Raw genomic sequence first — 26,424 nt, forward strand, 5'->3', positions numbered from 1 at the left:
GGTAGGCCACGTTCAGGTACTTCAGCCACTGGCCGATGCTCTTGAAGATCATGGTGCCCATCAGCGGGATCATGCCGCGCCGGTGGTGCGAATTGGTCAGCAGCGCACCGATGTTCACCTTCTGCTCGAGGGTGAACGGGTTGATCTCGACAATGGCGCGGACCAGGTCGGGCCCCTGTGCCGCGGCGATGGTGGCGGATCCGCCGGACAGCGAGTGCCCCACGACGATGGCGGGCCCGGCGTTCAGCCCCTTGATGACGGCCAGCAGGTCATTGGCCACATCGGTGCGGCTGATGGCCTCCTTGCCGGTGACCGAAGCCCAGCCCATGCTGGATTCGCCGTGTCCGCGCATATCCGTATTGATCACCCGGTAGCCGGCGGCCGCGATCTGCGGTGCCAGGAAGCGGTAGGCCTTGCGGCTGTCGCCCATGCCGTGTGAGAGCACCACCAGCGGTCCTTCGCCGATCGAGTCGTATGCGATGCGGCCGCCGTCGATATCCATGTACTCGGTCATGTCATTCTCTCCTCGGTAAAGCTAACTGCGATAGCCATAAAGCTAATCATCGTAGCCAAACTCGTCAACCCCCTAATTTTCCGCCGGATTCCACCCGCATAGTTGCCATATAAACTGTCCGGCGTGACGGGTATCGACGGTGCTGATCTCGAGAATGCCGATCTCGAGAACGACGTGGGCGCGAACGTCGGCTACCTGGTCTGGCGGCTGTCCACCCGCTGGCGCGCCACGCTGGACCGCGCCCTCGCGCCCTACGGCCTGACCCAGGCCCAGTACTCGGTGCTGGCCCCGCTCTACGGCCTGACCAGGGACGGCACCCGGCCGAGTCAACGGCAGCTCGCCGACCTCACCGGTCTCGACGCCGTCTACATCTCCAAGCTGGTGCGCGCACTCGAACGGCTGGAGCTGGTCACCCGAACAGCCAGCGCGTCCGACCCGCGCGCGGTCGAACTCGCCCTGACCGACTCCGGAGTCGAAACCGCCCAGCGCACAATAGAACTCGTCCACAACCTGCGGGACCGTCTGACCGCGCCGCTGGGCGGCAACAACGGCGGGCGCACCGCGGAGCTCGCAGCCGTGCTGCGTGAACTCCTCGATGCGCCCGAGGTCGACGAATAGTATTGCGGCTAAGGCGTTTTCACGACGCTGTCACAGGGCCTGTCCCTCGCGGAGCTGCTTCGCCCGCTCGATGACCGAAGCCAGCACCCGATGCGCGGTGGCAAGCTCCTCCGGATCGGACCCGCCGAAGATGGGCCGGGTCAGCGGTCCGACCGTCTGCATCAGGGTCCGCAGCTCGGCGGACCCCTCGGCGGTCAGCTGCACCGGCCCCGCGCCGTCGACCGCGGACCCGCCGACGAACCCCTTGGCCTCCATCTTGCCGAGCAGTGCGGCAGCACCCGCCGCATCGATGCCGAGCTGCCGCTGCCCGGCCAGAAAGGCGTGGAACTCGGCCGGTACGGCGACCGGCCCGCGCGTCGCCAGTGCGCGCAGCACAGCGTATTCATTACTGGTCGTGGTGAAGCCGCTGGCGGCGAGCGTCGCCTCGAGCAGGGCGGTGACCGCCCCTTCGGCCTCTGCGATGTCCTGACCGGTGAGTGTGGGTGCGGTGGTCATGGCTGACTCCTGGGTGTGGCGGAAGTGCGTCCAATATTTACTGTACTTGGAAACAATGTCCATGGAAACAATATTCCTCACCCGCAGTGCCCCGAGGATCACGCGTCGCGGTAGTCCCGCAGATCGGCCAGGAACTTGCGGCGCAGGCCGGGGATCTTGGCGGTCAGGCTGAAGTAGCGGCGTGCGGCGAAGAGCGCGAACCGGCCCATGACCGGGCTGTAGAGCGGATCGTCGCCACTGGTGCCGTTATTGTCGAGGGAATCGGCGACCCGGGCGAAGCCGTAGGGCACGATCTCGGCCTCGTACTCGCCGATCGCGTCGATCAACTCCTGCTCCCCGCGTGCCGCGGCGGTCAGCTTCGTGCACAGCAGTGCGGCATCGCGCAGCGCGGTGTTCGCGCCGACACCCTGACCCGGGGTCATGGTGTGAATGGCATCGCCGAGCAGCGTGATATTGGTCGGCTTCCAGGCCTCGATCGGAACCGAGGTCGAAATCCGCAGCGGGAAAGCCGAATCCGGATCGGAGAGTTCGATCATGCGGCGCAGCTTGGGGTCCCAGTCGGCGGTAGCGTCCAGGACCGCCTGCACGAGCTCCCGGCCGCGCAGTTCGGTAACGCCCGCGGGGAAGTGGTCGTGCGCGCTCCACACCGAGAGATTCACGTAATCGCGAGTGTTGTCGTACTGCAGGCCATCCCAGACCTCGAGCAGCTCGGCATCCTTGCCGTCCTTGGGCCGCCCGTTCTCGTCCCAGGGGAACTCCATGACGTGCAGCATGCCCATCTTGCCGCCCTTGCCGAAGATGAGGTTGATGCCCTGTTCGAACTCGGTCGAGAGCATCTCCCGAATCTCCGGTGTCAGTGCGGTTTTGGTGGCCAGCGCGGTGATGCCGCTGTCTTTGATCTCCGCATGCGGCAGGTACTGCTGCCGGATGGCCGAGCGGGTGCCCTCGGCCGAGACGAGCACATCGCCGTCGACGCTGGTCCCGTCCGAAAAGTGCGCGGTGACTGTGCCATTGGAGTGCTGGGTGTAGTGCGTGTACACCTTGCCGTAGGTCACCACCTCGTCCATGCCGGTGAAGAGCACCTGCCGCAGGGTGGAGCGGGAGACCGAACGCTCACCGTCGCCGGCGTCGCCGAGCGGAATGCTGGCCGTGGTCCGCATCTTCTCGGTCAGCACATTGAAGTAGCGCGGCGCCCGGGCGCAGGTGGCGACGAAGGTTTTGTACAGCTCGGGCGGCAGGCACTGCTCGAGGGCGCGGCCGCCGGTGGCGTCCAGGCCGACGCGGTAGCCGTACAGGCCATCCTTGCGGGAGCCGTAGCGCTCGTAGACCGCGACGGAAACGTTCGCCTGCCGGAGGCCGTGTGCCAGGCACATGCCGCCGGTGCCGGCTCCGATGATGATGACGTGCATGACGACCTCCTGAAGCGTGAAGTTCATGAATCCGATCGCGGGAATCTCGACCGCGGGCGATAGATATATCTTGAACTTCAAGTCACTTGAGTGTCAAGCTTTTAGCCTGGGCAATGCCCGCAACCTCTGGACGTGCTCGTTCTGCGTGGTGCGACTGGCATCGAGGAAGCCGATGATCAGCTCGAGCTGATCCGGGGTGTACTTCGCCACGATGTGGCTGGAGTCGTCGAGGAAGGGTGCCATCAGCCCGTGGGCGCGTTCGAGCGCGCGCGGTGTGATCCGGACCAGGGTCTTGCGCCGGTCGGTGGGGTGCGGATGCCGGCTGAGGTAGTCGAGCTTCTCCAGCCGATCCAGCATGGTCGTGACACTTCCGCTGGTCAGGCCGAGCTGGACGGCGAGCGTGCTCGGCGCCGCATCCTGCACTCCGATCAGGATTTCCAGGCAGCGCAGGTCCGTCTCGTTCACTCCCATCAGGCGGGCGAGCTCACGGTCGTAGTCGTCGACCGATGCCTGGTATCCCTGCACGGCCTCCCCCAGTCGGGCCTCGATGTCGCTGGACATTCAGGTAGCTCCCTGTTCAGAACGAATTTTACCTTGATAATCAAGATACAACGATCGTTCGCTGGAGGTGAACAGGCGTACGGAATTACTCCGAGCGGGGTGAGGTTGACAAGGGAACGCTCAACCTGAGTTGAGTAAGAGACGCTCAATCTTGGAAGAGGTCGAAGACGTGACTACTACCCCACAGAACCTGCCGGTCCTGTTCCTGACCGATCCGATCGTGCTGCCCGGCATGATCGTGCCGATCGAGCTGGACGAGTCCGCACAGGCCGCAATCGATGCCGCGCGGGCGGGCAAGGTCAACCAGGTGCTGGTCGCGCCGCGCCTGGACGAGGGCTACGCCGCCTACGGCGTGGTCGCCACCATCGAGCAGGTCGGCCGCATGCGCGGCGGCGCGCCCGCCGCGGTGTTGAAGGCCGAGGGCCGCGCGAAGATCGGGCACGGCGTGACCGGCCCCGGCGCGGCGCTCTGGGTCGAGGCCGAGCCGGTCGAGCTCCCCGAGGCCGACGGCCGCACCAAAGAGCTGGCCGCCGAATACAAGAAGCTCGTCGTGGCCGTGCTGCAGCGCCGTGAGGCGTGGCAGGTCATCGACGCCGTCAATCAGCTGAACGATCCGTCGGCCATTGCCGACGCCGCAGGCTGGGCGACCTACCTGACCAATGAGGACAAGCGCGAACTGCTCGAAACCCTCGATACCGCAACCCGTTTGACCAAGTTGATCGGCTGGACCAAGACGCACATCGCGGAGACCGAGGTCAGCGAGAAGATCAGCGAGGAAGTGCGCGAGGGCGTCGAGAAGAGCCAGCGCGAATTCCTGCTTCGCCAGCAGCTCAACGCTATTCGCAAGGAGCTGGGCGAGGGCGAGCCCGACGGCGCGGACGACTACCGCACCCGGGTCGAGACCGCCGAGCTGCCGGACAATATCCGGGAGGCCGCGCTGCGCGAGGTCGATCGCCTGGAACGCGCCAGCGACCAGAGCCCCGAATCGGGCTGGATCCGTACCTGGCTGGACACCGTCCTCGAGCTGCCGTTCGGCGTGAAAACCGCTGACAGCACCGATGTCTCGGCTGCCCGCGCGGTGCTGGACGCCGATCACCACGGCCTGGACGAGGTCAAGGACCGCATGGTCGAATACCTGGCGGTGCGCGCCCGCCGGGCCGCACGCGGCCTGGAGGTCGTGGGCGGTCGCGGTTCCGGCGCGGTGCTGGTGCTGGTCGGCCCGCCCGGTGTGGGTAAGACCTCGCTGGGTGAGTCCGTGGCAAGGGCCCTGGGCCGCAAGTTCGTTCGGGTCGCCCTGGGCGGCGTGCGCGACGAGGCGGAGATCCGCGGTCACCGGCGCACCTACGTCGGCGCCCTGCCGGGTCGTATCGTCCGGGCCATGAAGGAGGCGGGTTCGATGAATCCCGTTGTCCTGCTGGACGAGATCGACAAGGTCGGCTCCGATTTCCGTGGTGATCCGGCGGCGGCGCTGCTCGAGGTCCTGGACCCCGCGCAGAACCACACCTTCCGCGATCACTACCTGGACCTGGATCTGGACCTGTCGGATGTGCTGTTCATCGCGACCGCGAATGTCATGGACACCATTCCCGGCCCGCTGCTGGACCGCATGGAGATCATCACCGTCGACGGTTACACCGAGGACGACAAGGTGGCCATCGCCCGTGACTTCCTGATCCCGCGTCAGCTGGAGCGCAATGCTCTGACCGGCGACGAGGTCGTGATCACGAACGAGGCGCTGCGTGAAGTCGCCGCCAACTACACCCGGGAAGCCGGGGTGCGGCAGATGGAGCGGCTGATCGCCAAGGCGCTGCGCAAGGCGGCGACCAGGCTGTCGGAGACAGCGGACCTGAATGCTCCCGAAAGCATCGTCATCGCAGGTGATTTCGTGCCCGACGCGAAGTCGCTCCACGAGAACGACGCGCCCGCAGACGGATTGGGCTACGGTCCCGAGCTCGGTTACGACGGTGGCCCCGCGCCGCTGGTCATCGGGCTGGGTGACCTGAAGGAGTACCTGGGCCGTCCGCGCTTCACCCCGGACGGGGTGGAACGCACCGCGGTCCCCGGTGTGGCAACGGGTTTGGCCGTGACCGGCTCCGGTGGTGATGTCCTCTACATCGAGGCCAATGCCGCCGAGGGCGAGCGGTCGCTCACCCTGACCGGTCAGCTGGGTGATGTCATGAAGGAGTCCGCGCAGATCGCCCTGACCTACGTCCGCTCCCACCTGGAGGAGATCGGCATCGAGCCGAAGATGCTGGATCGCAATATCCACATCCACTTCCCGGCCGGCGCGGTCCCGAAGGACGGTCCCTCCGCGGGTGTCACCATGGTCACCGCCCTGGTGTCGCTGGCCCTGGGCCGGCAGGTCCGTTCGGACGTCGGCATGACCGGCGAGGTCACCCTGAACGGCCGGGTCCTCCCCATCGGCGGCGTGAAGCAGAAGCTTCTCGCAGCTCAGCGTGCAGGTCTGAAGACCGTCTTCATTCCCGCCCGCAATGAGCCGGACCTCGACGAGGTCCCCGCCGAAGTGCTGGCCGCCCTGGACGTCCGCCCCGTCGCCGATGTGGCCGACATCCTGGCCTACGCCATCGAACCGGTCATCGAACCGGCCCTCGACGGCAGGTCGCTGAGCGCCACCGCCTGACCGGTCGCCGCTTACCGAGAAAGCCGTGCGTGGAGTCCCCGCGCACGGCTTCCTCGTGCTCCCAGGCATGGTGGCGAAGGTCTGTAAAATAGGTATGTACGTAATCGCGTACGCTTGTTGTATGTCAGCTGAACATGCGAGGGAAATGGCCATGCGACCGATGTCTGTCAGCGAATTCCGCACTAACCTAGCCAGCGCCCTCGACTTGGTCACTGACGACCTAGAAGAAGTAGTAATTACTCGTGCCGGACGCGAGTCCGCAGTCGTGGTCTCATTGCGGGAGTATGAGTCCCTGAAGGAGACGGCCTACCTCCTTAGCAACCCTGCCAATGCGCGGCACTTGGCGCAGGGGATCGCCGAGCATAAGGCTGGGCTCGCTGAACCGCATGAGCTGATCGATCCCGATGGCGGTGAGGCCGTCGGATGAAGACCACCTTCGTTTCCACGGGCTGGGATGACTACCTGTGGTGGCAGGCCAATGATCGAGCCACGTTGAAGCGAGTAAATCGACTGATCGACGACATAGTGCGCAATGGAAACGATGGGATAGGGAAGCCGGAGCTGTTGCGCCAGAATTTCGCCGGCTACTGGTCGCGGCGAATCACGAGTGAGCACCGGCTCGTCTATGCGCTCGAGGACGACGCGGTAGTAGTCGTCAGCTGTCGCCTCCACTACGAGTGAGATCGACGGCACGGACCGTACGTGTTTCACATGCTGCGTGTTTCACATCCTGCGTGTTTCACATGAAACGAATCCCGCACGGTCCGTTTGCGTCTCGGCTAGAACTCGCCGGCGACGCCGAGGACGGTGCGGCCGGAGTGGGTGCCTTCCAGGACGGAGTGCAGCACGGATTCGGCCTCGGTGATCGGGGCGTAGTTCTCCAGCAGCGAAAGATGCTGGGGCTTCAGGTCTTTGGCGAGCCGGGCCCACAATTCGCGGCGGGGCGAAATCGGGAATTGCACGGAGTCGATGCCGAGCAGTGAGACGCCGCGCAGGATGAAGGGCATCACCGTGGTGGGCAGGTCGGTGCCACCGGTCAGACCGGAAACCGCCACCGCGCCACCGTATTTGACGGCCGAGAGAATATGCGCGAGCGAGGTGCCGCCGACACTGTCGACCGCGGCGGCCCACTGCGCCTTACCCAGCGCACGCAGCTTTTCACCCTCGGCGGGCAACCGTCCGATAACCGACTCGGCGCCGAGCGCGCTGAGCAGTTCGGTCGCGCCGATCTTGCCGGTGGAGGCGATGACCTCGAAGCCGAGCCCGCTCAGAATGTCGACGGCCACGCTGCCGACGCCGCCCGTCGCCCCGGTGACCAGCACCGGACCGCCGTCGGGGGTGAGACCGTGGTCGAGCAGCGCCTGCACACTCAGGGCGGCGGTGAATCCGGCGGTTCCCAGGGTCGCCGCCTCGCGCGGGGTGAGGCCGTCGAGCTTCACCACCCATTCGGCGGGCACCCGGGCGTATTCGGCGAAGCCGCCGTTGCGGGCGGTGCCGATCTCGTAGCCGTGTGCGATGACCAGGTCACCGACCGCGAATTCGGGACTGCCGGAGGCGAATACCTCACCGGTGATGTCGATGCCCGGGACGATCGGATAGTCGCGGACCACGCCGCCACCGGGGGTGATGGCCAGTCCGTCCTTGTAGTTGGCACTCGTGAAGTGCACCTTGATCGTCACGTCCCCGGGCCCGAGGAAGTCGTCGCCGACCGTCTCGCGGAGCAGTGAGATCCCGCTGTCCGTCTTGTGTGCCACCATCGCCTGGAACTCCATGGTCCGAGCATAGGCTTCGGCGCTGGTCAGGGCGATCATCTGCCAGAATCGGCGACTTTACCTCGCACGTAATCGCTTTCGTTCCCGCGCTGCGGCAGAGTTGATTTCAGCAAGCAACGAGCAGTGAGTGAAAGTCCAAGGAGCGCAGTCGAAATGCCCTACTTCCAAACCACCACCGATGGCACCACCCTCGCCTACGAAGAGTACGGAACCGGCGCGCCGATCGTGTTCGCCGCCGGCTGGGTGCTCAATACGGACATGTGGGAGTACCAGGTGCCGTTCTTCGTCCGGCAGGGCTTCCGCTGCATCCTGCTGGACCGCCGCGGCCACGGCCGTTCGGACCGCCCCGCCGGCGGCTACGACGTGGACACCCGCGCCGACGATATCGCCGCGCTCCTCGAGCACCTGGATCTGACCGGCGTCACGCTGGTCGGGCACTCCGCCGCCGGCGGTGAGCTGGTGCGTTACCTGGCCCGGCACGGCTCGGACCGCGTATCGCGACTTGCCTTGCTGGCACCGGCGATTCCCTTCATGACCCAGACCGAGGACAACCCGGCCGGGGTACCGGCCGAGCTGCTCGAGGCGTCGATGGCCGAGCTGGATGCCGATCGCCCGCAGTGGTTCACCACCCGTGCCCAGGGCTACTTCGCTACCCACCTGGGTAACAGGGTCTCGGCGGCGGTCATCGACCTCGAGGTCCAGCGCTGCCTGTCGGCCTCCCCGTGGGCGACCCGTGAGGTGCAGCGCGAGCTCTTGGCCTCCGATCACCGTCCGGACGTCGCCGGACTCACCGTCCCGTTCCTGCTGCTGCACGGCCTGGCCGACCAGTCGATCCCGATCGAGGTCAGCAGCCACCAGGCGATCAAGCTCGCGCCGCATGCGGTGCTGAAGGAGTACCCGACCGCCGGGCACGGCCTCTACATCACGCATGCGGCGCAGGTGAACTCCGACATTCTCGAGTTCATCAAGGAGTAATCGGCGGGTGCCGCGTCCCTCAGGCGAATTTCGGCGAACGTTTGCCGAGGAACGCGGCGATCCCCTCCGCTCCGTCGGCCGATTCCGCGGCGTGCGTAATGAAGCTCGCCTCGGTGGCCAACTGTTCCTCGAGGGTGTGCTGCGACGAAACCAGCAGCAGCTTCTTCACATTCGCATTGGAGACCTTCGGGCCCTGCGCGAACTGCTGGGCCAGCTGCTCCACGGTGTCGGCGAGTTCCGCGTCCGGCACCACCTGGTGCAGCAGTCCCCAGTCGAGCGCCTCGGCGGCGCTGAGCACGCGGTTGGTGAGCATGAGGTCCTGGGTCCGGCGCACCCCGATCAGGCGCGGCAGGTAGTAGGACGCGCCGCCGTCCGGGCTCAGCCCGACCTTGGTGTACGCCATGGTGAACGAGGCCGATTCGTTCGCGACCACCAGATCACCGGCTACCGCGAGACTGAAGCCGGCGCCCGCCGCGGTGCCGTTCACCGCGACGATCAGCAGGGCGTCCATCCGCGCCAGGGAGGACACGGCCTCGTGCAGCGTGCCCGCCAGCTTGGCGATGAACGCACCGGTGTCGCCACTGCCCGCCATGGCCCGCAGATCGCCGCCCGCGGAGAAGAACTTCCCGGCGCCGGTCAGTACCACCACCTTGATGGCGGGATCCTCCGAGCAGTACGCGGCGGCCTGCGCCAATTCGTCGGCGAGCGCCTGGTCGATGCCGTTCGCGGCCTTCGGCCGGTTCAGCGTAATGCGGGCGATCGGGCCGTTGTGCTCGAAGCTGATGTTCTCGAAATTGCTCATCGATGGGTGCCTTCCGTCCGTATGCCTGGTCCCAGCATTGCAAACGTGGTGTTCCCGCCCGACGCTCGGTCACTCGGAGGGCGGGCCGAATTCCACGCGCACGCCGAGCAACCGGATTGGCCGGTCCAGCTCGAAGCCGTGCAGCACCTGCAGCGCGGTCTGCACGACCTCGTCCACATCGGCGGTGGGATGTGCGAGTTTCCGCTGCTTGGTGCGGGTGAAGAAGGTGCTGGTGCGGACGGTGACGCCGATGCGCCCCGCGGTGCGGCCGCCGGCGAAGGTCTCCTCGGCGACCTGTGTGGCCAGGCGGATGACGGCGGCGTCGAACTCGGAGCGTTCGGTGAGATCGGCGGCGAAGGTCTCGGATCGACTGTGCCCCACCGGTTCCCGTGGCTCGGCTATCTCGGTATCGCCCGCGCCGTGGCCGAGGACCCACAGGTAGGGCCCGGTATTGGGGCCGAACTCCTTGGCGAGCAGCTCCCGGTCCGCGGCCGCTAGATCGGCGACGGTCGCTATTCCCAAGGCGCTCATACGTTTTGCGATGCGCGCTCCCACGCCCCACAGTGCGGTGGTGGGCCGATGCGCCATGAGTTCGGTCCAATTGTCCGCCGTGAGCCGGAAGATGCCCGTTCCGGCATCCTGTTCCGCGGCGGCATCACCGGATTTTCCGACCGCCTTGGCGAATCCGGTGGCGAGTTTGGCCCGAGTCTTATTGTCCCCGATACCGACCGCGCACCTCAGTCCCAGTTCTTCGATGGCACTGCGGATTTCGCCCGCCAACTGTTCCGGCTCATCGGTGTCCACCGCACCTGTGTCTATCGCAAGAAAAGCTTCGTCGAACCCCAGCACTTCCACCCGTCCGGGGAAAGTGCGCAGCAGCGTCATGATTTCCTCGGACGCCTCCGCATAGGTAGCCAGATCTTGCGGGAGAAAGACGCCGTCCGGGCAGACTCGCAGTGCCGCCCGCAGTGGCATTCCGGCCCGCACACCGTGTGCTCGCGCCGGGTAGGACGCGCAGGACACCACTTTCCGCGGCTCTTCCGGATTGCCGTTCCCACCCACAATGACCGGCTGACCCCGCAGCTCCGGATGCCGCCGGAATTCGACCGCGGCCTGGAATTGGTCGAGGTCGACGTGCAGCAGCCAGCGCGTCACCCCTCCGTCATACCGTAATTCTCAGCGAGAGCGCCGCAACCACTCCGCGGGAGAACGATGCGCGTATCGGGCCTTGAGCACGCCCGACTCCACGTGGCCCTGGATCCGAATCAGCGGAGCGCCCGGAAAGCGCGGCAGATTAACGCGATTCACCACATGCCCGGTGCCGAACTCCACGGCCTCGAGGTCGATCCGCCAGCCCCGCGGAACGATCACCACGATCGAGCCGGAACCCGCGCTGACCTGCATATCGATCTCGCGGCGGGAACAGTACGCCTGCGTGAAATCGACAACGACCTTGCCGGTGGTGCACTCCGCCACCAGCATTTCCGGGACCGTCCACTGTTCGTCGGTCCGGCGGAATTCGCTGGTTACCCGTAACTCCATGGGCGGTACCTCCCGCGTGCGGGACTCCCGTTTTTCCGCGCCTGCGCGCGCGACCTCAGCAAAACGCTGAATATCATCGAAACCGAAGGCGGTTACCCGCCGCTGCTCCGTCGTACGACTCACCGAAACTCCTCCCCCGGCCTGAAAAAAGGTGTTTGAAAAGCTGTGCCAGGGAAGTCGAATTATGCCGTACAGCAGGACATTTGCGAGCGCCTCGACCTTAACGGAACGGTCACAGCACGGTGTCGCCCCGACACCGCGCGGCTGTGAATACCGGTGTACTTGCAGACGTACGAAGCGGCTGCGCAAACGCAGCCACCCATCCGCATTCGCCGAATATCGTTGGCGGCGTTGCGGATAGGTTGCCGGTAGTGGATTCGGTCAGCGGCGGCCGAGGTGAACGGTGGTGGCGCCGAGCATGAATACGTCATTGCGAGTGGCTATGAAACTGTCGGCGGCGGGATCGAGCAGAGCGTCGATGGTCGCGCGGTCCTCGGCGGTGATCTGCTCGTCGATATGACCGCGCAGCGCCTCCAGCCAGGAGACGGCACCGGCGCGGACCTCGAGGCCGGCGGGCGCCGGATGATCGGTCAGAATGCTGAAGGAGCCGACCTCGGAGAGACCGGCGTGGGCGAGGGCGGTGCCCCAGCCGTAGGGCATGCGGACGGCCCCGGTGATCTCGGAGCGCATCCGGCCGAAGCCCGCCTCGCGGGCGGCGGCCAGGCGGTCCTGCAGCCCGGGGGCGCCGATGCCGAGATCCCATGGGAGACAACGGGTGGTGAGGCCGCCCTCGGCCAGGGCCAGCCAGCCGCCGGGGCGGACGAGGCGTGCGAGTCGATCGGTGCCCGCCTGCTGATCGGGCAGATGGTGCACCATGCGGGAGGCCCACACCAGATCGGCGGGCGGGACCGCCCCGACCGCCGCATCGTCGGCGGCATCCACCTGGACTGTTTCGATGATCACCCGATCGTCGCCGCCCCGGGCCGCCTCCGCGACCGTGCGGGCCGCGTCGATGAGTTCCGGCACCGCGTCGGCGATCACCAGCCGGCCGCCGCCATGAGCCGCGAGGGCCCGGGCGAAGGCCGCGCTCTGTCCGCCCGCACCCGCCCCGATATCCAGGATGGTCGGCAGTTCGCCGGTGTCCGGCAGCAATCCGATCAGCCGCTCGGCGATCCCCGCCTGCGTCGTGGCCGCCATCGCGTCCTCCCGGCGCAGATTGGCGATCTGCGTGGTCCAGTCGATGCCGTCATGGGTGTGCCCGTGCGAGTGACCGTGGCCGTGGGAGTGCCCGTTCGCCGGGGCGGTGCCGTCCGCAGGTGCGGGCTTATCGTGCTGATGCGCGTGCTCGTGCGTATGTGCTCCCATACCTACGACGCTATCGAGTTTTTCCGGTACGCCAACTTAATTTGCCGGTTCGGCAACAGCTTGCCGAACCGGCAATAGCGATCGGGCGACCGCGGCGGGGGTCAGGCAGCCGCCGGCTCGCTGTCGTCCGCGAATTGGGTGCGGTAGAGCTCGGAGTAGCGGCCGCCGGCGGCCAATAGCTCGGTGTGGGTGCCGCGCTCCACAATGCGGCCGTGCTCCAGGACCAGGATCTGGTCGGCATTGCGGATGGTCGAGAGCCGGTGCGCGATCACCAGGGCGGTGCGGCCCTGCAGCGCCTCGGCGAGGGCTTCCTGCACCGCGGCCTCGGAGGTGGAGTCCAGTGAGGCGGTGGCCTCGTCGAGGATCACCACGCGCGGCTGCTTGAGCAGTAGGCGGGCAATGGTGAGGCGCTGGCGTTCGCCACCGGAGAGCCGGTAGCCGCGTTCGCCGACCACGGTGTCCAAACCGTCGGGCAGCGAGGCGATGAGATCACGTAACCGGGCGCGCTCCAGGGCATCCCACAGTTCCACCTCGGTGGCTTCGGGACGGGCGAGCAGCAGATTGGTGCGAATGCTGTCGTGGAACAGGTGCCCGTCCTGGGTGACCAGGCCGACGGTGTCCTGAATGGAGCGCATGGTCAGCTCGCGCACATCGGTGCCGCCCAGCCGCACCGCGCCGGAATCCACGTCGTACAACCGCGAAACCAATTGCGCGATGGTGGATTTCCCGGCCCCGGAGGAGCCGACCAGCGCCACCAGCTGCCCGGGTTCGGCGCGCAGCGACACCTCGTGCAGCACCTCGTCCCCGCCCCGGCTGTCCAGCGTCGCCACATCCTCGAGCGAGGCCAGCGACACCTTGTCGGCGGACGGATAGCCGAAGTTCACCCGGTCCAGCTCCACCGCGATCGGCCCGTCCGGCACCGCAACGGCATCGGGCGCGTCCTCGATCAGCGGCTTCAGATCCAGCACCTCGAAGACCCGCTCGAAGCTCACCAGTGCCGACATGACGTCCAACCGGGCACTGGCCAGCGCGGTCAGTGGGGAGTACAGCCGGGCCAGCAGCAGCGAAAGTGCCACCACCGCACCGGGTTCCAGGGTCCCCTTCAGTGCGAAGTACCCGCCCAGTCCGTACACCAGCGCCAGGGCCAGTGCCGACACCAGCGTGAGTGCGGTGACGAAGTAGGTCTGCAGCATGGCGGTCCGCACACCGATATCGCGCACCCGCCCGGCCCGCTCGCCGAATTCGGCGGACTCCTGATGCGGGCGTCCGAACAGCTTCACCAGCGTCGCGCCCGGTGCCGAGAACCGTTCCGTCATCTGCGTACTCATGGACGCGTTCAGCCCGGCGGCCTCGCGCTGGATCCCGGCGAGCTTGTCGCCCATCCGGCGCGCGGGCAGTACGAACACGGGCAGCAGCACCAGCGCCAGGAGTGTGATCTGCCAGGACAACCGCAGCATGACCGCCAGGGTCAGTGCCAGCGTCACCACATTCGTGACGACCCCGGACAGCGTGGTGCTGAATGCCCGCTGCGCCCCGATCACATCATTGTTGAGGCGGCTGACCAGTGCGCCGGTCCGGGTGCGGGTGAAGAACGCGATCGGCATCTTCTGCACGTGATCGAAGACCGAGGTCCGCAGATCGAAGATCAATCCCTCGCCGATCCGCGCCGACAGCAGCCGGATGACCAGGCCGAAACCCGCGTCCAGCACCGCTACCAGCGCGATGATCGCCGCGAGCACGATCACTATCCGGGGGGCCGACCCCTTGACTATGTCGTTCACGACCTGGCCGGCCAGCACCGGCGTCGCGACGGCCAGTAGCGCCGACGCGATGCTGAACACCAGGAAGGCCACCAGCCGCCGGTGGTGCGGGCGCGCGAAAGCGAGGATCCGCCTTGCTGTCCCTGCCCGCAGCGGTCGCTGCTCCGTGTGCGCGTTCATTCGGCGATACAGCTGATCTCGCGCTACAGCTTCCATACTCATCCCGCACTCCTCACCACTCTGGACTTCATCGAACCCCAGACCACCGACAGTAAGACCTCAACAAAGGTTCAGGACAAGGCGGTACCGGCGGTTATTCGCTCAGAGCGGAATCGGGGCGGTGGTCGGGGTGGGGATTCGCTCATGGGTGGCCGTCGTGGGGGGTTTTCGGGCGGCGGAGGCATTGCGGTCGAGTGCCGTGCGAAAAAGAATGAGGTGTGGTGGCGTTGGGTGGCGTACCCGATTTACAGAGCGGTTGAGTGCGGAGGGGCACCTTCCAGCCGGGTCGACCGGCTGTGGTCCCGTTCTCGAGATGAAGAGCATAAAGATCCCTCCCCGGGTGCTCGCCTATCAAGATCTACCGACCGAACAGCGCGTCTACTAACCGAACATCGCTTGTAAGGGCTGTTCGGTGGGGACGAGGGCTGTTCGGCTGGGGTGGACTACCGGTCGGTAGGCAGTGTGCGGGAGGGGGTGGCTCTTAGGCTGGCGGGGTGAGCGAATCGGTGGTGCGGGGGTTGCACGGGCGGGTTGCTGGGGAAGTTGATGCCTCGGAGCGGCGGCGGGCCGAGTACTCGTCGGATGCTTCGAACTATCGGGTGGTGCCTGCGGCGGTTGTGTTTCCGCGGACCGAGGCGGATGTGGCGGAGGTGCTGGCGTTCGCCCGGGCGGAGGGGCTGGGGGTTACTGCGCGGGGGGCGGGGACTTCGGTGGCGGGGAATGCCATCGGGGCGGGGGTGGTGCTGGATTTCAGCAGGCATATGAATGTGATTGCCGAGGTGGATGTTGAGCAGCGGTGGGCTCGGGTGCAGCCGGGGGTGGTGCTGGGGGATTTGCAGCGTGAGGTTGCGCCGCACGGGTTGCGGTTCGGGCCGGATCCGTCCACGCAGAATCGGTGCACGCTCGGTGGGATGATCGGCAACAATGCCTGCGGGCCGCGGGCGGTGGCGTGGGGGCGCACTTCGGATACCGTGCGAGAGCTGCGAATTCTCGACGGGACGGGTGCGCAGCGGCGGCTCGCTAGTGAATTGGCGGCGGTGCCGGGTCTGGCCGAGTTCACACGCTCGAACCTGGCGCTGATCCGCACTGAACTGGGGCGTTTCGAGCGGCAGGCATCCGGATATGCGCTGGAACACCTACTGCCGGAACATGGTTCGTCGGTAGCGCAGGCTTTTGTCGGGACCGAAGGCACGTGCGGCCTGCTGCTGGAGGCGACGGTCGACCTCGTGCCGATCCCGGCGGCCACCGTGCTCGTGGTGCTGGGCTATCCGGATATGCCCACGGCCGCAGACGATATCGCGGCAATCATGGCGGTCCGGCCCATTGCGGTCGAGGGCATGGACGCGCGACTGGTGAATGTGGTGCGCGCGCATACCGGCAGGGTGCCCGACCTGCCGCGTGGCGGTGGCTGGCTGTTCGTGGAGATCGCGGGCGATACCGTCGAGCAGGCACGAGAACTGGCCGAACTGCTGTGCGATTCCGCGCATGCGCTCGACACCCGCGTGGTGCTGGACCAGCGAGAAGCGCAGGCACTGTGGGCAATTCGCGCCGACGGTGCGGGGCTTTCGGGTCGTACGCCGGACGGCAATCCGGCCTGGCCGGGATGGGAGGACGCGGCGGTACCTCCCGCTCGATTGGGTGCGTACCTGCGCGAATTCGAGCGGTTGATGCAGGAGCACCGGGTAGACGGTCTGCTCTACGGGCATATGGGTGACGGCTGTATCCATGTGCGCCTGGATCTGCCGATCAAAGATGCGCCGCAACGGTTCCGGGCTTTCCTGGAGGATGCCGCTCGCCAGGTGGTGAGTTTCGGCGGATCCCTCTCCGGTGAGCACGGTGACGGGCGTGCACGCTCGGAACTGTTGCAGTACATGTACTCCCCCGCAGCGCTGGCGGCCTTCGCCGATTTCAAGGCGCTCTTCGATCCCGCCGATGTGCTGAATCCCGGTGTGCTCGTACACCCGCGCCCCCTCGACGCCGACCTGCGGCTCGCCGGTCTGCGCCCGATCCCGGATGCGGGCGGCTTCGCCTTCCTCGCGGACGGCGATATCGGCACCGCCGTGCACCGCTGTGTGGGCGTCGGCAAATGCCGCGCCGATACCAGTGCTTCCGGCGGTTTCATGTGCCCGTCGTACCAGGCCACCGCCGACGAGAAGGACAGCACGCGAGCCCGCGCCCGAGTACTGCAGGAGGTTGTGCGCGGCGCACTCGACTGGCGCTCCGAGGCGGTAGCCGAATCCCTCGATCTCTGCCTCTCCTGCAAGGCCTGCGGATCCGACTGCCCCGCCGGCGTGGACATGGCCACCTACAAATCCGAAACCCTGCACCGCCGCTATCAGCGCCGCCTCCGTCCACTCGACCACTACTCCCTCGGCCGACTCCCCCAGTGGCTTGCCGTCGCAACCCGAATCCCCCGCGTGGTGAACGCCTTCGCAGCCGCCGGCCCTCTACGCCGAATAGGCCTGCGCGCCGGCGGAATAGACTCCCGCAGACCGATACCAACCTTGGCGGCCAGCAACTTTCGCCGCACCTGGCGCGATCGTGCGCAATCGGGCCCACCCCGGACTGCGCCTTCGCTCCGCGCCGCCGATGCCACCTCAGCCCTGCCGTCCGCGATCGATCGAGCGGGTTCGCTCTCACCCGACAGTCCGGCCGCAGGCCGTGCTGTCCGTGTCGACGGAGTTGATGCGCACCCGCTTGTGATCGGACAGGTGGGTTCCATGTCATCTGACAGTTCGGTTAGGGGTCATGTCGAGCGGACGGGCCAGGTCGGCGGGGCGACCGGGCTGCCGGTCGGGGTTGACGAGGCTTCGCCCCTTGGTTCGGACCCGGCTCTCGACGTGTTGCCGCGCGTAGGCGGCGTCATGCTGTGGATCGATAGTTTCACTGACGCGTTCGATCCGGAGATCGCCTGGGCTGCTGTGGGATTGATCGAGTCGCTCGGATATTCGGTGCGCATTCCGGAGCGGCGGGTGTGCTGCGGGTTGACCTGGATCACCACCGGGCAACTGGCGGGTGCGCGAAAGCGGTTGCGGGATACGGTGGATGCGCTGGACTCGCATGTCAGTGCGGGTGGTGTGGTGGTGGGATTGGAGCCCTCGTGCACCGCTGCCCTGCGCGAGGATCTGCCGCGCTTGCTGCCGGACGATCCGCGTGCGCGGTCGGTCGCGGGGGCGGTGTGCACTCTGGCCGAATTCCTCGAGGCACAGCCGGGCTGGGAGCCGCCGGATCGGAGCGGGCAGGCCGTGCTGGTGCAGCCGCACTGTCATGAGCATGCGGTGTCCGGGTTTGCGGCGGATCGGCGGATTCTGGAACGGACCGGTGCTGAGGTACGCGAGATCTCCGGATGCTGCGGGCTCGCCGGAAACTTCGGAATGCAGCGCGGCCACTACGACGTGTCGGTGGCCGTTGCCGAGAACGGATTGCTCCCCGCGCTGCGGGCCGCACCTCCCGATTCGATCTTGATCGCCGACGGTTTCTCCTGCCGCACCCAGGCCGAGCAGCTGGCGGGTAAGCCCTCCCGTCACCTTGCCCAGTTTCTGCAGGACCCCCTTGACCAGGCATAACAGGGTTGCTCACCGGATCGAGCGCTCTCAGCAGCGTCTATGGCCCGGGTCACCGCCGGGATGGGCCCGCGTCAGCGCCGACCGGGCGGAGCGCAGAATGTCCCGGTGACCACCGCGCCGATCGCCACCGCTCGTATGCGCACGGTGCGGTCCGAGCGTCCCATCGATCTCGCCGCCACCGTGTCGCCGCTGCGTCGCGGGCTCGGCGACCCCTGTCACCGCGAGACCCCGGACGGCGCGCACTGGCACGCCTCCCGCATGCCGACCGGACCGGTCACCTACCGCCTGCGGCAGAGCGACCGCTGCGCCGTCGACGCCCAAGCATGGGGGCCCGGCGCGGATGAATTCCTCGAGCAACTCCCCCATATGCTGTGCCTGGACGAGGACCTCACCGGCTTCTCTCCCGAGCATCCGAAGGTTGTCGAGGCGCACCGCCGCAATCCGGGCTTGCGCATGCTGCGCACCGGCCTGGTGTTCGAAGCCGTGGTACCGGCGGTGCTGGAGCAGAAGGTGCATACCCGCACCGCGCACGCGTCCTGGCGGAAACTGGTGTGGCGCTACGGAACTCCGGCGCCCGGCCCGGCCCCCGACGGTTTGCGGGTTATGCCGGACGCCGAGACCTGGCGGCACATTCCGTCCTGGGTCTACCACCGCGCGAATGTGGAGCCGCAACGTTCGAAAACCATTGTGCTGGCGGCCCGTATCGCGCCCAAGCTGGAGGAAGCGGCGGCATTGAGTCACTCCGACGCCGAAAAGCGACTGCGCACGGTCCCGGGTATCGGCGTGTGGACGGCCGCCGAGATCGCCCAGCGCGCCTTCGGTGATCCGGATGCCTTGTCGGTGGGCGATTTCCACCTCGCCGCCACGGTCGGCTGGACGCTGCTCGGCCGCGCCATCGACGATGACGCCATGATCGAATACCTGGAACCCCTGCGCCCGCATCGCTATCGGGCCGTCCGGCTACTGGGCCTCGCCGGTTTCGCGCACAAACCCAAGTTCGGTCCGCGCACCCCGTACACCGATCACAGCCGAATCTGACCTACTGCTGCGCGACAGCGTCATTCGCTGCGGCCTGTGCCCGCGCCAGCCCGGTGCCGACCGGAATCCGGCCCGAGAACACTTCGGCGAGAATCGGATCCATGGCTTTGAGCGCGGCCGGGAAACCCGGTCCGCCGCCAGCGGCGAACTGCCCATTGCGCAGCACATCGAAGAAGGCCGATACATCGACACCGTGCCGAGCCCAATAGTCCCGGTACACCTGCCTTTCGGAGACGACGGCCGGGATGGTGGCTCCGTCGGCGCCGAGATACCGATTGCCCGCCGGACTGCCCAGCCAGGCGAGGACCCGGCGCACGGCATCCGGATGCTTCGACGCTGCATTGGCCGCAACGCCGACGGAATTATCGGTGCTGAGTCGTCCGATCGGTCCCTGTGGAATGAGCGCCAGCCCCCAGCGGAATCCGGCACTCTGCGCGATCGTCGCGAGATTGAAGCTGCCCGATTGGAACAGCGCCATCTTGCCCTGCAAGAACACGTTTTTGGCGAAGTCACCACTGTTGTTCGTATCCGCCGCCGAGGGCGACAAGCCCTCGGCGATCAGCCGCACCAGATAGCCGAACGCGGTCTCCCCCTGCGGACTTGCGAAGGCGAACTGCTCACCCTGTTGCAACTGTCCCCCGGCGGAACCCAGGTACGGCAGTTCGATGGACTGGTAATCCTTGGCGGCGTTGTACGGCCACGGCGAAACCGCGTGCAGTCGGCGCAGTAGCGGCCGGAAAGTATCGTCGGCGTCGTCGGCGCTCCACCGCGCCCCCGCGACCTCGGCGCGATCGACCCCGGCCGCGTCCAACAGATCCCGGTTGTAGAACACCGCCGTCCCGCCGTCCACGAATTGCGGTACCGCCCACAGCTTTCCATTGCGAGTGAACTGCGAAACAGCGGCCGGATCCCACGCCCGCGCGGCGTCCGCACCCAGCGCCGCCCCGATATCCACCAGGCGCCCGCTGTCGGCATAGTCCTCGTACAGCCCCGTCCAAAACAGATCGTCGGCAATCCCGCCCGCCACATCCAGCCGTAGCTTCTGTGGATAGGAAGCCCATGGCACCAGCGTGATTCGCACCTCCACATCCGGATTCGCCCGCTCGAATTCGTCGAGCGAGGCCCGATACGCGGCGACGAAACTCTGATCCCAAATGCGCAGACGCACCACTGTGCGCCCGGACCCGTCGTCATCGCGCCCCAGCCACAGTGCGGCGGCGATGAGCAGCAGCACGGCCAGCACGATCCCGAGCACCGCCCGGGTGGAGTCCTTGACCCTCATTTGAGCCCCGTCCAAGCGATGGAGCGCAGCACCTGCCGCTGGAATATCAAGAACAGCACCACCAGTGGCGCGATGGCGAGGGTGGTGGCGGCCATGACGATCGTCCACTGCGAGTTGTACTGGGTCTGCATATTCGCGGTGGCCACGGTGAGCACCTGCCACTTCGGCCCGCTGGCGGCGACCAGCGGCCACATGAAGTTGTTCCACTGCGAGACAATGGTGATGACGGTGAGGGTGGCCAGAATCGGCCGGCTCATGGGCACCACGACGTGCACCAGGATGTCGAGGGTATTCGCCCCATCCATCCGCGCCGCATCGATCAGCTCACCGGGTATGGACCGGAAGTACTGCCGCAGCAGGAATATGGCGTACGGGGAACCGAAGACGAACGGCAGCACCAGCGCCCAGAAGGTATTGAGCCAGCCCAGTTTCGCGAACATGAGATACAGCGGAATGAGGGTGACGGCGGTGGGCACCATCATGGTGCCGAGGTACACCCAGAAGATCACTTCCCGTCCCGGAAAGCTGGTGCGTGCGAACGCGTAAGCGGCCAGAATCGAAATGACGAGCTGTCCGAAGGTGACGCACACCGTCATGAGCGCGGTCACCGCGAGCGCCCGTCCGAGCCCCTGCTCGAGCACCGTCCGGAAATTGTCCAGCGTCACCGGATGCGGTGGCGTCAACGCGGATTCGTTCGTGAACTGCACGGGCGTCTTCACCGCGGTGAACGCGCTGAGCACCAGCGGTGCCACGGTCAGCAGCGCCCCCGCGACGAGCACCACATAAGCCGCGGCGGAACGCCCTGCCGCCCTGCGGAGTTCAGTACTCATAGCTGGTCCGATCCCGGAAGTACCGATGCTGCGCCACAGTGATCACCAACATGACCACGAACACCACCACCGCCATGACCGCAGCCCGCCCCGGGCGCGCGGCGTCGAAGGCCTCCGAATACATGCGCATGGCCACCACATCCGTGTGATGGTCGGGCCCGCCCCTGGTGAGCGCGTACACGGTGTCGAAGGTCTGGAAGACACTCAGTACGCCGGTGGCGAGCACGAAGAACATGGTCGGACGCAGCAGCGGCAGCATCAGCCAGCGCACCCGCCGCCAGCCGGTGGCGCCGTCGAGCGCGCCGGCGTCGAGGATTTCCGCTGGTATGGCGCGTATTCCGGCAACAAAGAACAAAGCCACGTATCCGACATTCATCCAGACGATCACCATCGCCACCGCGGGCAGCGCGAGCGCCGTATCGGTGAGCCATTCGACGCGCCGCCCGAGCGCGGCGTTCAGCGCGCCGCCGGTGGGTGCGAAGACCCACTGCCACACCACGCCCACCGCCACCGGCGCGCACATCCACGGCAGCGCGTAGATCACCCGCAGCACCGCGGACCCGCGTCCGCGCCGTGCGAGCAGTGCGGCGACGGCGAATCCGAGCGCGGTCTGCGCGGGCACCACCAGCGCGGTGAGCGCGAGCGTGACCAGCAACGAATGCCCGAATTGCCGATCCTCCAGCACCGACCGCCAGTTCGCCGACCCGGTGAACTCCATGGGCCCCAGCAGATTCCAGCTGTGCAGACTCAGCCACAGCACCACCCCGATCGGGACCAGCAGAAAACAGCCGATGCCGATGAGGCTCGGCAGCAGCAGGGCATAGCTGGTGGCGACGCGCCGAACCGTCCGGTTCATGATCGGCGACGCTACCGGTCGACCCGCACACGGCGCGCGACCCGCGCCCGAATCGTCCGATCAAACCGAGACGCACGCGGCCGCCGCACCGCCCTGAGCGAACACCCCCGTCATCCCGGCATGCTCACCTCCGTCATCCCGTAACGCTCACCTCCGTCATCCCGGCATGCTTTTGGCCGGGAACCACATCTCCTGTGCTCCCACGGATTTCGGTAGATTCCGGCTAAAAGCACGCCGGTATGCCGGGGCGGAGGTCGCATCGTCACCATCGGTAGGTTTCACCGAGTACACCTGCGCGGCGCATGATAGTTTTTGCGACCGGCGAGGCGGGCCACGAAACGGCAGGGGACGGCGTCGATGAGAATTCAGCCACGACAGCAGATTCTCGGTGTGTGGCGGTCGCTGCTCACCGCCTGCTACCGCGATGGCGAGTGGGTATGGGGCGGGCGCGACGGCTCCAATTCCATCAGTGATGCCGAACAGCTGCTGTGCCTGCTGTATCCGGCAACCGAGATCGACGGCTTCGGACTGGACCGGCCGGACGATATTCCCGACGATATTCGCGCGGTGCTCTCACCGATGGGCAATCCTCAACGCGTGGGCGCCACGCTGGTCCGGGTGCTCGAGGACTACATCGACCGCTACAGCGAGCTTGTCGAGGGCGAGGCGGGCGAGACGCAGGATCTGCCGGTTTTCGCGGCGGGTAGCTATCTGTCCAGCCTGGACGATATCGAACCCTCGGACGAGCAGCGCGGCCTCGATATCGTCGACTCGTACTCCATGTCGCTGACCCTGTGCCTGGCCGCGCTGAAGTTCCTGCGCGGTTTCCAGAGCTTTCTGCTGACGCAGACCCGCAGGGAAGCAAGGGATCTCGCCGCGAGCATCGACCGGCTGGACGCCCGGATCAATACCCGCCTGACCGCCGCCATGGTCGGCCTGGTGCGCAGTTTCGTGGTGAATACCGTGACCCCGGAGTCGCCGGAGGGCCGGGCCATGCTCTCCATGCTCAATCAGACCGGGGCGGCCGCCCCGGCGGTGGTGGACGCGGTCTCCCGCCGCCTGGAACGCGTGCGCATCCGGCTGCGCAATGACCTCACTCTCAGCCAGACCCCGGGCGTGGACCTCTACGACGAGGAACTGCTCTTCGAATGCGGCTGGAGCTGGAGCCTGGTGCGTGACGCCGCCTTCATCGAGTTTGTCGACATGCCGATCGCCACCGCACCGGGTTATGCCATTGCCCGTCCCTACCTGCATTTCACCGTGGTGGCCCTCGATGGCATCAATGACCTCACCTCCGCCCGCACCCGCGAGCTGGACCTGCTCGACAGTGAGCAGCGCCGCCTGGCCGAGGCGCTGCAGTTGCGCTGGGATCTGGCGCAGCGCTACTGGTCCGCGGTGGCGCGCTTCGGTTCCGGCCGCTGGCCGCTGGAAGACATTCCCTGGCGCACCTCCGACGGCGAGGAGTCGGACTATTTCAGCCTCACGGTGTCGGCCGTGCTCATGCAGGATCTGCTCAATCGGGAAGCCGATGACGACGATCTCACCAGGGCCGCACCGATTTTCGACGAGCTGGCGCGCCGCGGCCGGATCACCAGCCGCATGACGGTGCATGATCCGGCCCGCGCCATGCACACCCCGGGTGTGCGCCTGCGGCTCATCGGCAGCGATGAGGTGTACGGCGGACCGCTCCTGGTCTGGACCGTATCCGACTACGCCACAGTACTTTTGAAGCGCATCCTGCAGGCTGCCCGGCTCTCCGGCACCATGGAGGTGCGCGACAAACTGCTGGAGCTGGCCCAGGACACCATGGAACACCTGGACCGCCGCGCCTTCCGGGAGGGCCGGGTCACCGGTCTCTGGGACGACCCGGGCCGCCTCTTCGGCGGCGCCGAAAACCATGAGCCCTCCTGGTATCTCACCGAGCGCGTGGTCGAATGCCTGGTCGCCGCCGCGCGCATGTTCCGGGAGCCGCCGCTGCGCTTCCCCAGCATGGTGGCGCGCGCCATGGAATTGCTGATCGAGGGCGAGCACCTGCTCAACGGCCAGCTGCTGGAACTCAGCGATACGGACAGTTCCGCGCTGCGCACCGCCCTGGCACTGGCGCAACGCCGCTTGGAACGCGCGCGGATACTCATCGACGAACGCCCCGGCACCGCACTGAGTTTGGCCTCGCAGGCCTTGCTGGAGCTCGACGAACTCGCCTACGCCCGCTTCGACGCGACCAGGAGCGTGTGACGTGCTCGTTTTCTCCGCCTCCGACAAGGGTGGCACCGGTCGCTCGGTGACCAGCGCCAATATGGCGTATCAGCTGAGCATGGACGGCCTGAAGGTCGCGTATCTGGATTTCGATTTCGGTTCGCCGACCGTGGGCGCCATCTTCGAGATCAGCCGGGCGGACCGCGGTATCACCGGTGACGCCGGACTGCACTCGTACATGCTGGGCGACAACGGTTCCGCGGCCCGCCTGAGCGTGCGATCGGAAACCGACCGCCCTGAACTGCGGCACTCCCGGCATCCGTCCGGTCGCCTGGTGCTGTTCCCCGGTGATGCGGGCGGCGCGGAATTCGCCTCCGCCGACGAGGCCATGGTGCGCCGCTGCGCCGAACTGCTCGCCACCTGTGAGCAGGAATTCGATGTCACCATCGTCGATTTGAGCGCCGGCCGCTCCATTGCCCTCACCCTGGTGCTGCGGGCCACCGCCATGCCGCAGCTGGCCCAGTCCACGGTGCGCTGGCTGGTATTCCACCGCTGGACCCGCCAGCACCTGGTGGCCGCGAACGGTCTCGTGCACGGCGAGCACGGGCTACTGGAGACCGGCGCGGCCTGTGGACACGATGGCGCGCGGCTGATGGAATCGGTGCGTTACGTGCGAACCGCGGTGCCCGAACTGAACGAGTCCACCGGCCTGCAGGCGGCGCAGGCGGCGTGGCTGCAGGAACAGAACAACACCCTGAGCCGAGCGGCCGTACGCTATCGATTGGGCACTACCCTGATGCTCGGCGCGACGCCGGTCGAGCCGATGCTGCAGTGGCGCGAGCAGGTGATCCTGGATGTCGATGTTGCCGACCGGATCGCGAACGAGAAGACCGTGGCCGCTTTCCGCGAACTCGCCACCCGGGTCAACACTCAGGCTTTCTGGGAAAGGCTGGAGGGACAGTGAGTTCCATCGACTACAGCGAGGCCGGTGAACGCAACCGGGTGGCCGGCCAGCCGCTCTCGCATGTGTCCATCGAAGCCGGGCACTTCTACATGGACGATCTGGTCAATGGCGTGGACCGCATCAAGGCCCAGCTGCGGCGGGTCGCGCCGCTGGTCGAGGCGCACACCCAGGCGGCCCGGCTGGAATTCGGACCCGGTGCGCGGGTGAGCACCTGCTTCCTGGTGGACGACTACTTCCGGCACGACACCGATCCCCGGACCATTCTGGAGAAGCTGCTGCAGGCCGCCACCGAATGCGGTGTGCGCATCGACTATCTGGCGCGGGAGGCGGGCTGCGCCGAGGTCCCGGTCTTCATCGACGGCGAGGCCATCGGTGAACCCATCCGGCTGGCCGAGATGATGGCGGCCCGCATCGTGCCGGAACCGGAGGATCAGGGGGCCACCGGCCGCCGCCCGGCCACCACCAGCTCCGGCTGGCTGTGCAATGGCCGCCGCTCCTCCGAACATGATGCGGCGCAGGCCATGCGGGTCGCGCCGTATCGGCCGCCGGTGGAATTCGCCGCGCGCAATCATTCGATCTTCCTGGATGTGCAGCTGTGGAGCCGCTACACCGAGCAGGTGTCGGGCGCAGCGGTCGAGCTTACCCAGTGGTCCTGTCCGTTTCTGGCCGCCATCTGGCAGTTGTTGCGGCTGGGCATGATTCGGCACGAGGGTGCGGTGGTGGCGAAGCCGCAGCCGTGGACCGATCCGTGGCCCGCGGACTGGTGGAAGCTGCCGACCGTGGTGCAACTGAATCCGGCCGCCGCGCCCTTCGCCGCCTACCGCTCGCTGTCGGTGCTGCCGCACAGCTACCTCGGCATCGAGCATGCGGTGCGGGTGATCCTGGACCACCTCCAGCTCGATGACGAGGTGTACGCCAAACTGGCCGAACGCGGTGCGGCCGAACGAATTCCCGTTGACGTGCCCGCGCGTGTCACCCACCGGGTCAATCACGTATTCCTCGGCGACGTCTGATGGGAA

The 26,424-nt window shown here is 66.8% G+C and carries 23 protein-coding genes; 10 read left to right on the forward strand and 13 right to left on the reverse strand.

The features are described 5' to 3' along the window. On the reverse strand, nt 1-514 hold a 514-nt coding region (locus JWN03_RS05405; RefSeq protein WP_297610589.1), incomplete at its 3' end, for an alpha/beta fold hydrolase. A 123-nt stretch (nt 515-637) separates the two neighbouring features. Here JWN03_RS05405 and JWN03_RS05410 point away from each other — a divergent pair. Beyond that, nucleotides 638-1,132, forward strand: coding sequence for a MarR family winged helix-turn-helix transcriptional regulator (locus tag JWN03_RS05410; RefSeq protein ID WP_297610592.1), 495 nt, complete (start codon nt 638-640; stop codon nt 1,130-1,132). 30 nt (nt 1,133-1,162) lie between these two features. On the opposite strand, the gene JWN03_RS05415 is transcribed toward JWN03_RS05410, so the two are convergent. The 3 genes from JWN03_RS05415 to JWN03_RS05425 all read right to left on the reverse strand — a co-directional run bounded on the left by JWN03_RS05415 (nt 1,163) and on the right by JWN03_RS05425 (nt 3,597). Continuing rightward, on the reverse strand, nt 1,163-1,627 hold the full coding sequence (locus JWN03_RS05415) for a hypothetical protein (protein WP_297610595.1): 465 nt from the start codon (nt 1,625-1,627) through the stop codon (nt 1,163-1,165). Nucleotides 1,628-1,725: 98 nt separating this feature from the next. Further along, nucleotides 1,726-3,117: an FAD-dependent oxidoreductase gene (locus JWN03_RS05420; protein WP_297610598.1), complete on the reverse strand. Its 1,392-nt coding sequence runs from the start codon at nt 3,115-3,117 to the stop codon at nt 1,726-1,728. Nucleotides 3,118-3,129: 12 nt separating this feature from the next. Next, the gene (locus tag JWN03_RS05425; RefSeq protein WP_297610600.1) at nt 3,130-3,597 is read right to left on the reverse strand and encodes a MarR family winged helix-turn-helix transcriptional regulator; all 468 of its coding nucleotides are present in this window, start codon (nt 3,595-3,597) and stop codon (nt 3,130-3,132) included. Nucleotides 3,598-3,829: 232 nt separating this feature from the next. On the opposite strand from JWN03_RS05425, the gene lon reads away from it, so the two are divergent. The 3 genes from lon to JWN03_RS05440 all read left to right on the forward strand — a co-directional run bounded on the left by lon (nt 3,830) and on the right by JWN03_RS05440 (nt 6,919). Continuing rightward, a complete protein-coding gene (lon, locus tag JWN03_RS05430; protein ID WP_441342937.1) occupies nt 3,830-6,238 on the forward strand; it encodes an endopeptidase La in 2,409 nt (802 codons plus the stop codon). 121 nt (nt 6,239-6,359) lie between these two features. Beyond that, the gene (locus JWN03_RS05435; protein WP_297610605.1) at nt 6,360-6,665 is read left to right on the forward strand and encodes a type II toxin-antitoxin system Phd/YefM family antitoxin; all 306 of its coding nucleotides are present in this window, start codon (nt 6,360-6,362) and stop codon (nt 6,663-6,665) included. Continuing rightward, nucleotides 6,662-6,919, forward strand: a complete 258-nt coding sequence (locus JWN03_RS05440) for a Txe/YoeB family addiction module toxin (protein ID WP_297610608.1) — start codon at nt 6,662-6,664, stop codon at nt 6,917-6,919. The genes JWN03_RS05435 and JWN03_RS05440 overlap by 4 nt, the downstream gene beginning before the upstream one ends. A 98-nt stretch (nt 6,920-7,017) precedes the next feature. On the opposite strand, the gene JWN03_RS05445 is transcribed toward JWN03_RS05440, so the two are convergent. Continuing rightward, a complete protein-coding gene (locus tag JWN03_RS05445) occupies nt 7,018-8,010 on the reverse strand; it encodes an acrylyl-CoA reductase family protein (protein ID WP_297610611.1) in 993 nt (330 codons plus the stop codon). A gap of 153 nt (nt 8,011-8,163) precedes the next feature. Here JWN03_RS05445 and JWN03_RS05450 point away from each other — a divergent pair, with 153 nt between their 5' ends. Further along, nucleotides 8,164-8,985, forward strand: coding sequence for an alpha/beta fold hydrolase (locus JWN03_RS05450; protein WP_297610613.1), 822 nt, complete (start codon nt 8,164-8,166; stop codon nt 8,983-8,985). A 19-nt stretch (nt 8,986-9,004) separates the two neighbouring features. Here JWN03_RS05450 and JWN03_RS05455 read toward each other — a convergent pair whose 3' ends face one another. From JWN03_RS05455 to JWN03_RS05475, 5 genes are all read right to left on the reverse strand, one after another. Then, nucleotides 9,005-9,787 (reverse strand): enoyl-CoA hydratase/isomerase family protein, encoded by a 783-nt coding sequence (locus tag JWN03_RS05455; RefSeq protein ID WP_297610617.1) that lies wholly within the window; start codon nt 9,785-9,787, stop codon nt 9,005-9,007. Between the two features lie 69 nt (nt 9,788-9,856). Continuing rightward, nucleotides 9,857-10,942, reverse strand: coding sequence for a DNA polymerase IV (locus tag JWN03_RS05460; protein WP_297610619.1), 1,086 nt, complete (start codon nt 10,940-10,942; stop codon nt 9,857-9,859). Between the two features lie 21 nt (nt 10,943-10,963). Continuing rightward, nucleotides 10,964-11,452, reverse strand: coding sequence for a hypothetical protein (locus JWN03_RS05465; RefSeq protein WP_297610622.1), 489 nt, complete (start codon nt 11,450-11,452; stop codon nt 10,964-10,966). A gap of 258 nt (nt 11,453-11,710) precedes the next feature. Beyond that, nucleotides 11,711-12,694 (reverse strand): class I SAM-dependent methyltransferase, encoded by a 984-nt coding sequence (locus JWN03_RS05470; RefSeq protein WP_297610625.1) that lies wholly within the window; start codon nt 12,692-12,694, stop codon nt 11,711-11,713. Between the two features lie 101 nt (nt 12,695-12,795). Next, nucleotides 12,796-14,676, reverse strand: coding sequence for an ABC transporter ATP-binding protein (locus JWN03_RS05475; RefSeq protein WP_297610628.1), 1,881 nt, complete (start codon nt 14,674-14,676; stop codon nt 12,796-12,798). 491 nt (nt 14,677-15,167) lie between these two features. Between JWN03_RS05475 and JWN03_RS05480 the strand changes: the two genes are divergently transcribed. Both JWN03_RS05480 and JWN03_RS05485 read left to right on the forward strand, forming a co-directional pair. Continuing rightward, nucleotides 15,168-18,239 carry an FAD-binding and (Fe-S)-binding domain-containing protein gene (locus JWN03_RS05480; RefSeq protein ID WP_297610631.1) on the forward strand — a complete coding sequence of 1,024 codons (3,072 nt, stop codon included), beginning with the start codon at nt 15,168-15,170 and terminating at the stop codon, nt 18,237-18,239. Nucleotides 18,240-18,374: 135 nt separating this feature from the next. Further along, on the forward strand, nt 18,375-19,277 hold the full coding sequence (locus JWN03_RS05485) for a DNA-3-methyladenine glycosylase family protein (RefSeq protein WP_297610669.1): 903 nt from the start codon (nt 18,375-18,377) through the stop codon (nt 19,275-19,277). Between the two features lies 1 nt (nt 19,278). Here JWN03_RS05485 and JWN03_RS05490 read toward each other — a convergent pair whose 3' ends face one another. From JWN03_RS05490 to JWN03_RS05500, 3 genes are read right to left on the reverse strand one after another with little or no spacing between them, the layout of a single operon-like run. Next, nucleotides 19,279-20,559, reverse strand: coding sequence for an extracellular solute-binding protein (locus JWN03_RS05490; RefSeq protein ID WP_297610633.1), 1,281 nt, complete (start codon nt 20,557-20,559; stop codon nt 19,279-19,281). After that, nucleotides 20,556-21,389 carry a carbohydrate ABC transporter permease gene (locus JWN03_RS05495; RefSeq protein ID WP_297610635.1) on the reverse strand — a complete coding sequence of 278 codons (834 nt, stop codon included), beginning with the start codon at nt 21,387-21,389 and terminating at the stop codon, nt 20,556-20,558. The genes JWN03_RS05490 and JWN03_RS05495 overlap by 4 nt, the downstream gene beginning before the upstream one ends. Beyond that, nucleotides 21,379-22,245 (reverse strand): carbohydrate ABC transporter permease, encoded by an 867-nt coding sequence (locus JWN03_RS05500; RefSeq protein WP_297610636.1) that lies wholly within the window; start codon nt 22,243-22,245, stop codon nt 21,379-21,381. The genes JWN03_RS05495 and JWN03_RS05500 overlap by 11 nt, the downstream gene beginning before the upstream one ends. 357 nt (nt 22,246-22,602) lie before the next feature. Between JWN03_RS05500 and JWN03_RS05505 the strand changes: the two genes are divergently transcribed. The 3 genes from JWN03_RS05505 to JWN03_RS05515 are packed head-to-tail and all read left to right on the forward strand — an operon-like array spanning nt 22,603 to nt 26,418. Further along, nucleotides 22,603-24,480: an SCO2524 family protein gene (locus JWN03_RS05505; protein ID WP_297610638.1), complete on the forward strand. Its 1,878-nt coding sequence runs from the start codon at nt 22,603-22,605 to the stop codon at nt 24,478-24,480. A gap of 1 nt (nt 24,481) precedes the next feature. Beyond that, nucleotides 24,482-25,405 carry an SCO2523 family variant P-loop protein gene (locus tag JWN03_RS05510; RefSeq protein WP_297610640.1) on the forward strand — a complete coding sequence of 308 codons (924 nt, stop codon included), beginning with the start codon at nt 24,482-24,484 and terminating at the stop codon, nt 25,403-25,405. Next, nucleotides 25,402-26,418, forward strand: coding sequence for an SCO2522 family protein (locus JWN03_RS05515; protein WP_297610642.1), 1,017 nt, complete (start codon nt 25,402-25,404; stop codon nt 26,416-26,418). The genes JWN03_RS05510 and JWN03_RS05515 overlap by 4 nt, the downstream gene beginning before the upstream one ends. The last annotated feature ends 6 nt before the right edge of the window (nt 26,419-26,424 follow it).

The organism is Nocardia sp. (assembly GCF_025465275.1).
Taxonomy (GTDB): Bacteria; Actinomycetota; Actinomycetes; order Mycobacteriales; family Mycobacteriaceae; genus Nocardia.

Bases quoted from the DNA above. Each gene is read 5' to 3' on its own strand.
- JWN03_RS05415 (WP_297610595.1), bottom strand. From the start codon at position 1,627: ATGACCACCGCACCCACACTCACCGGTCAGGACATCGCAGAGGCCGAA.
- JWN03_RS05425 (WP_297610600.1), bottom strand. From the start codon at position 3,597: ATGTCCAGCGACATCGAGGCCCGACTGGGGGAGGCCGTGCAGGGATAC.
- lon (WP_441342937.1), top strand. From the start codon at position 3,830: ATGATCGTGCCGATCGAGCTGGACGAGTCCGCACAGGCCGCAATCGAT.
- JWN03_RS05435 (WP_297610605.1), top strand. From the start codon at position 6,360: ATGTCAGCTGAACATGCGAGGGAAATGGCCATGCGACCGATGTCTGTC.
- JWN03_RS05440 (WP_297610608.1), top strand. From the start codon at position 6,662: ATGAAGACCACCTTCGTTTCCACGGGCTGGGATGACTACCTGTGGTGG.
- JWN03_RS05445 (WP_297610611.1), bottom strand. From the start codon at position 8,010: ATGGAGTTCCAGGCGATGGTGGCACACAAGACGGACAGCGGGATCTCA.
- JWN03_RS05450 (WP_297610613.1), top strand. From the start codon at position 8,164: ATGCCCTACTTCCAAACCACCACCGATGGCACCACCCTCGCCTACGAA.
- JWN03_RS05455 (WP_297610617.1), bottom strand. From the start codon at position 9,787: ATGAGCAATTTCGAGAACATCAGCTTCGAGCACAACGGCCCGATCGCC.
- JWN03_RS05470 (WP_297610625.1), bottom strand. From the start codon at position 12,694: ATGGGAGCACATACGCACGAGCACGCGCATCAGCACGATAAGCCCGCA.
- JWN03_RS05475 (WP_297610628.1), bottom strand. From the start codon at position 14,676: ATGAGTATGGAAGCTGTAGCGCGAGATCAGCTGTATCGCCGAATGAAC.
- JWN03_RS05485 (WP_297610669.1), top strand. From the start codon at position 18,375: ATGCGCACGGTGCGGTCCGAGCGTCCCATCGATCTCGCCGCCACCGTG.
- JWN03_RS05490 (WP_297610633.1), bottom strand. From the start codon at position 20,559: ATGAGGGTCAAGGACTCCACCCGGGCGGTGCTCGGGATCGTGCTGGCC.
- JWN03_RS05495 (WP_297610635.1), bottom strand. From the start codon at position 21,389: ATGAGTACTGAACTCCGCAGGGCGGCAGGGCGTTCCGCCGCGGCTTAT.
- JWN03_RS05500 (WP_297610636.1), bottom strand. From the start codon at position 22,245: ATGAACCGGACGGTTCGGCGCGTCGCCACCAGCTATGCCCTGCTGCTG.
- JWN03_RS05505 (WP_297610638.1), top strand. From the start codon at position 22,603: ATGAGAATTCAGCCACGACAGCAGATTCTCGGTGTGTGGCGGTCGCTG.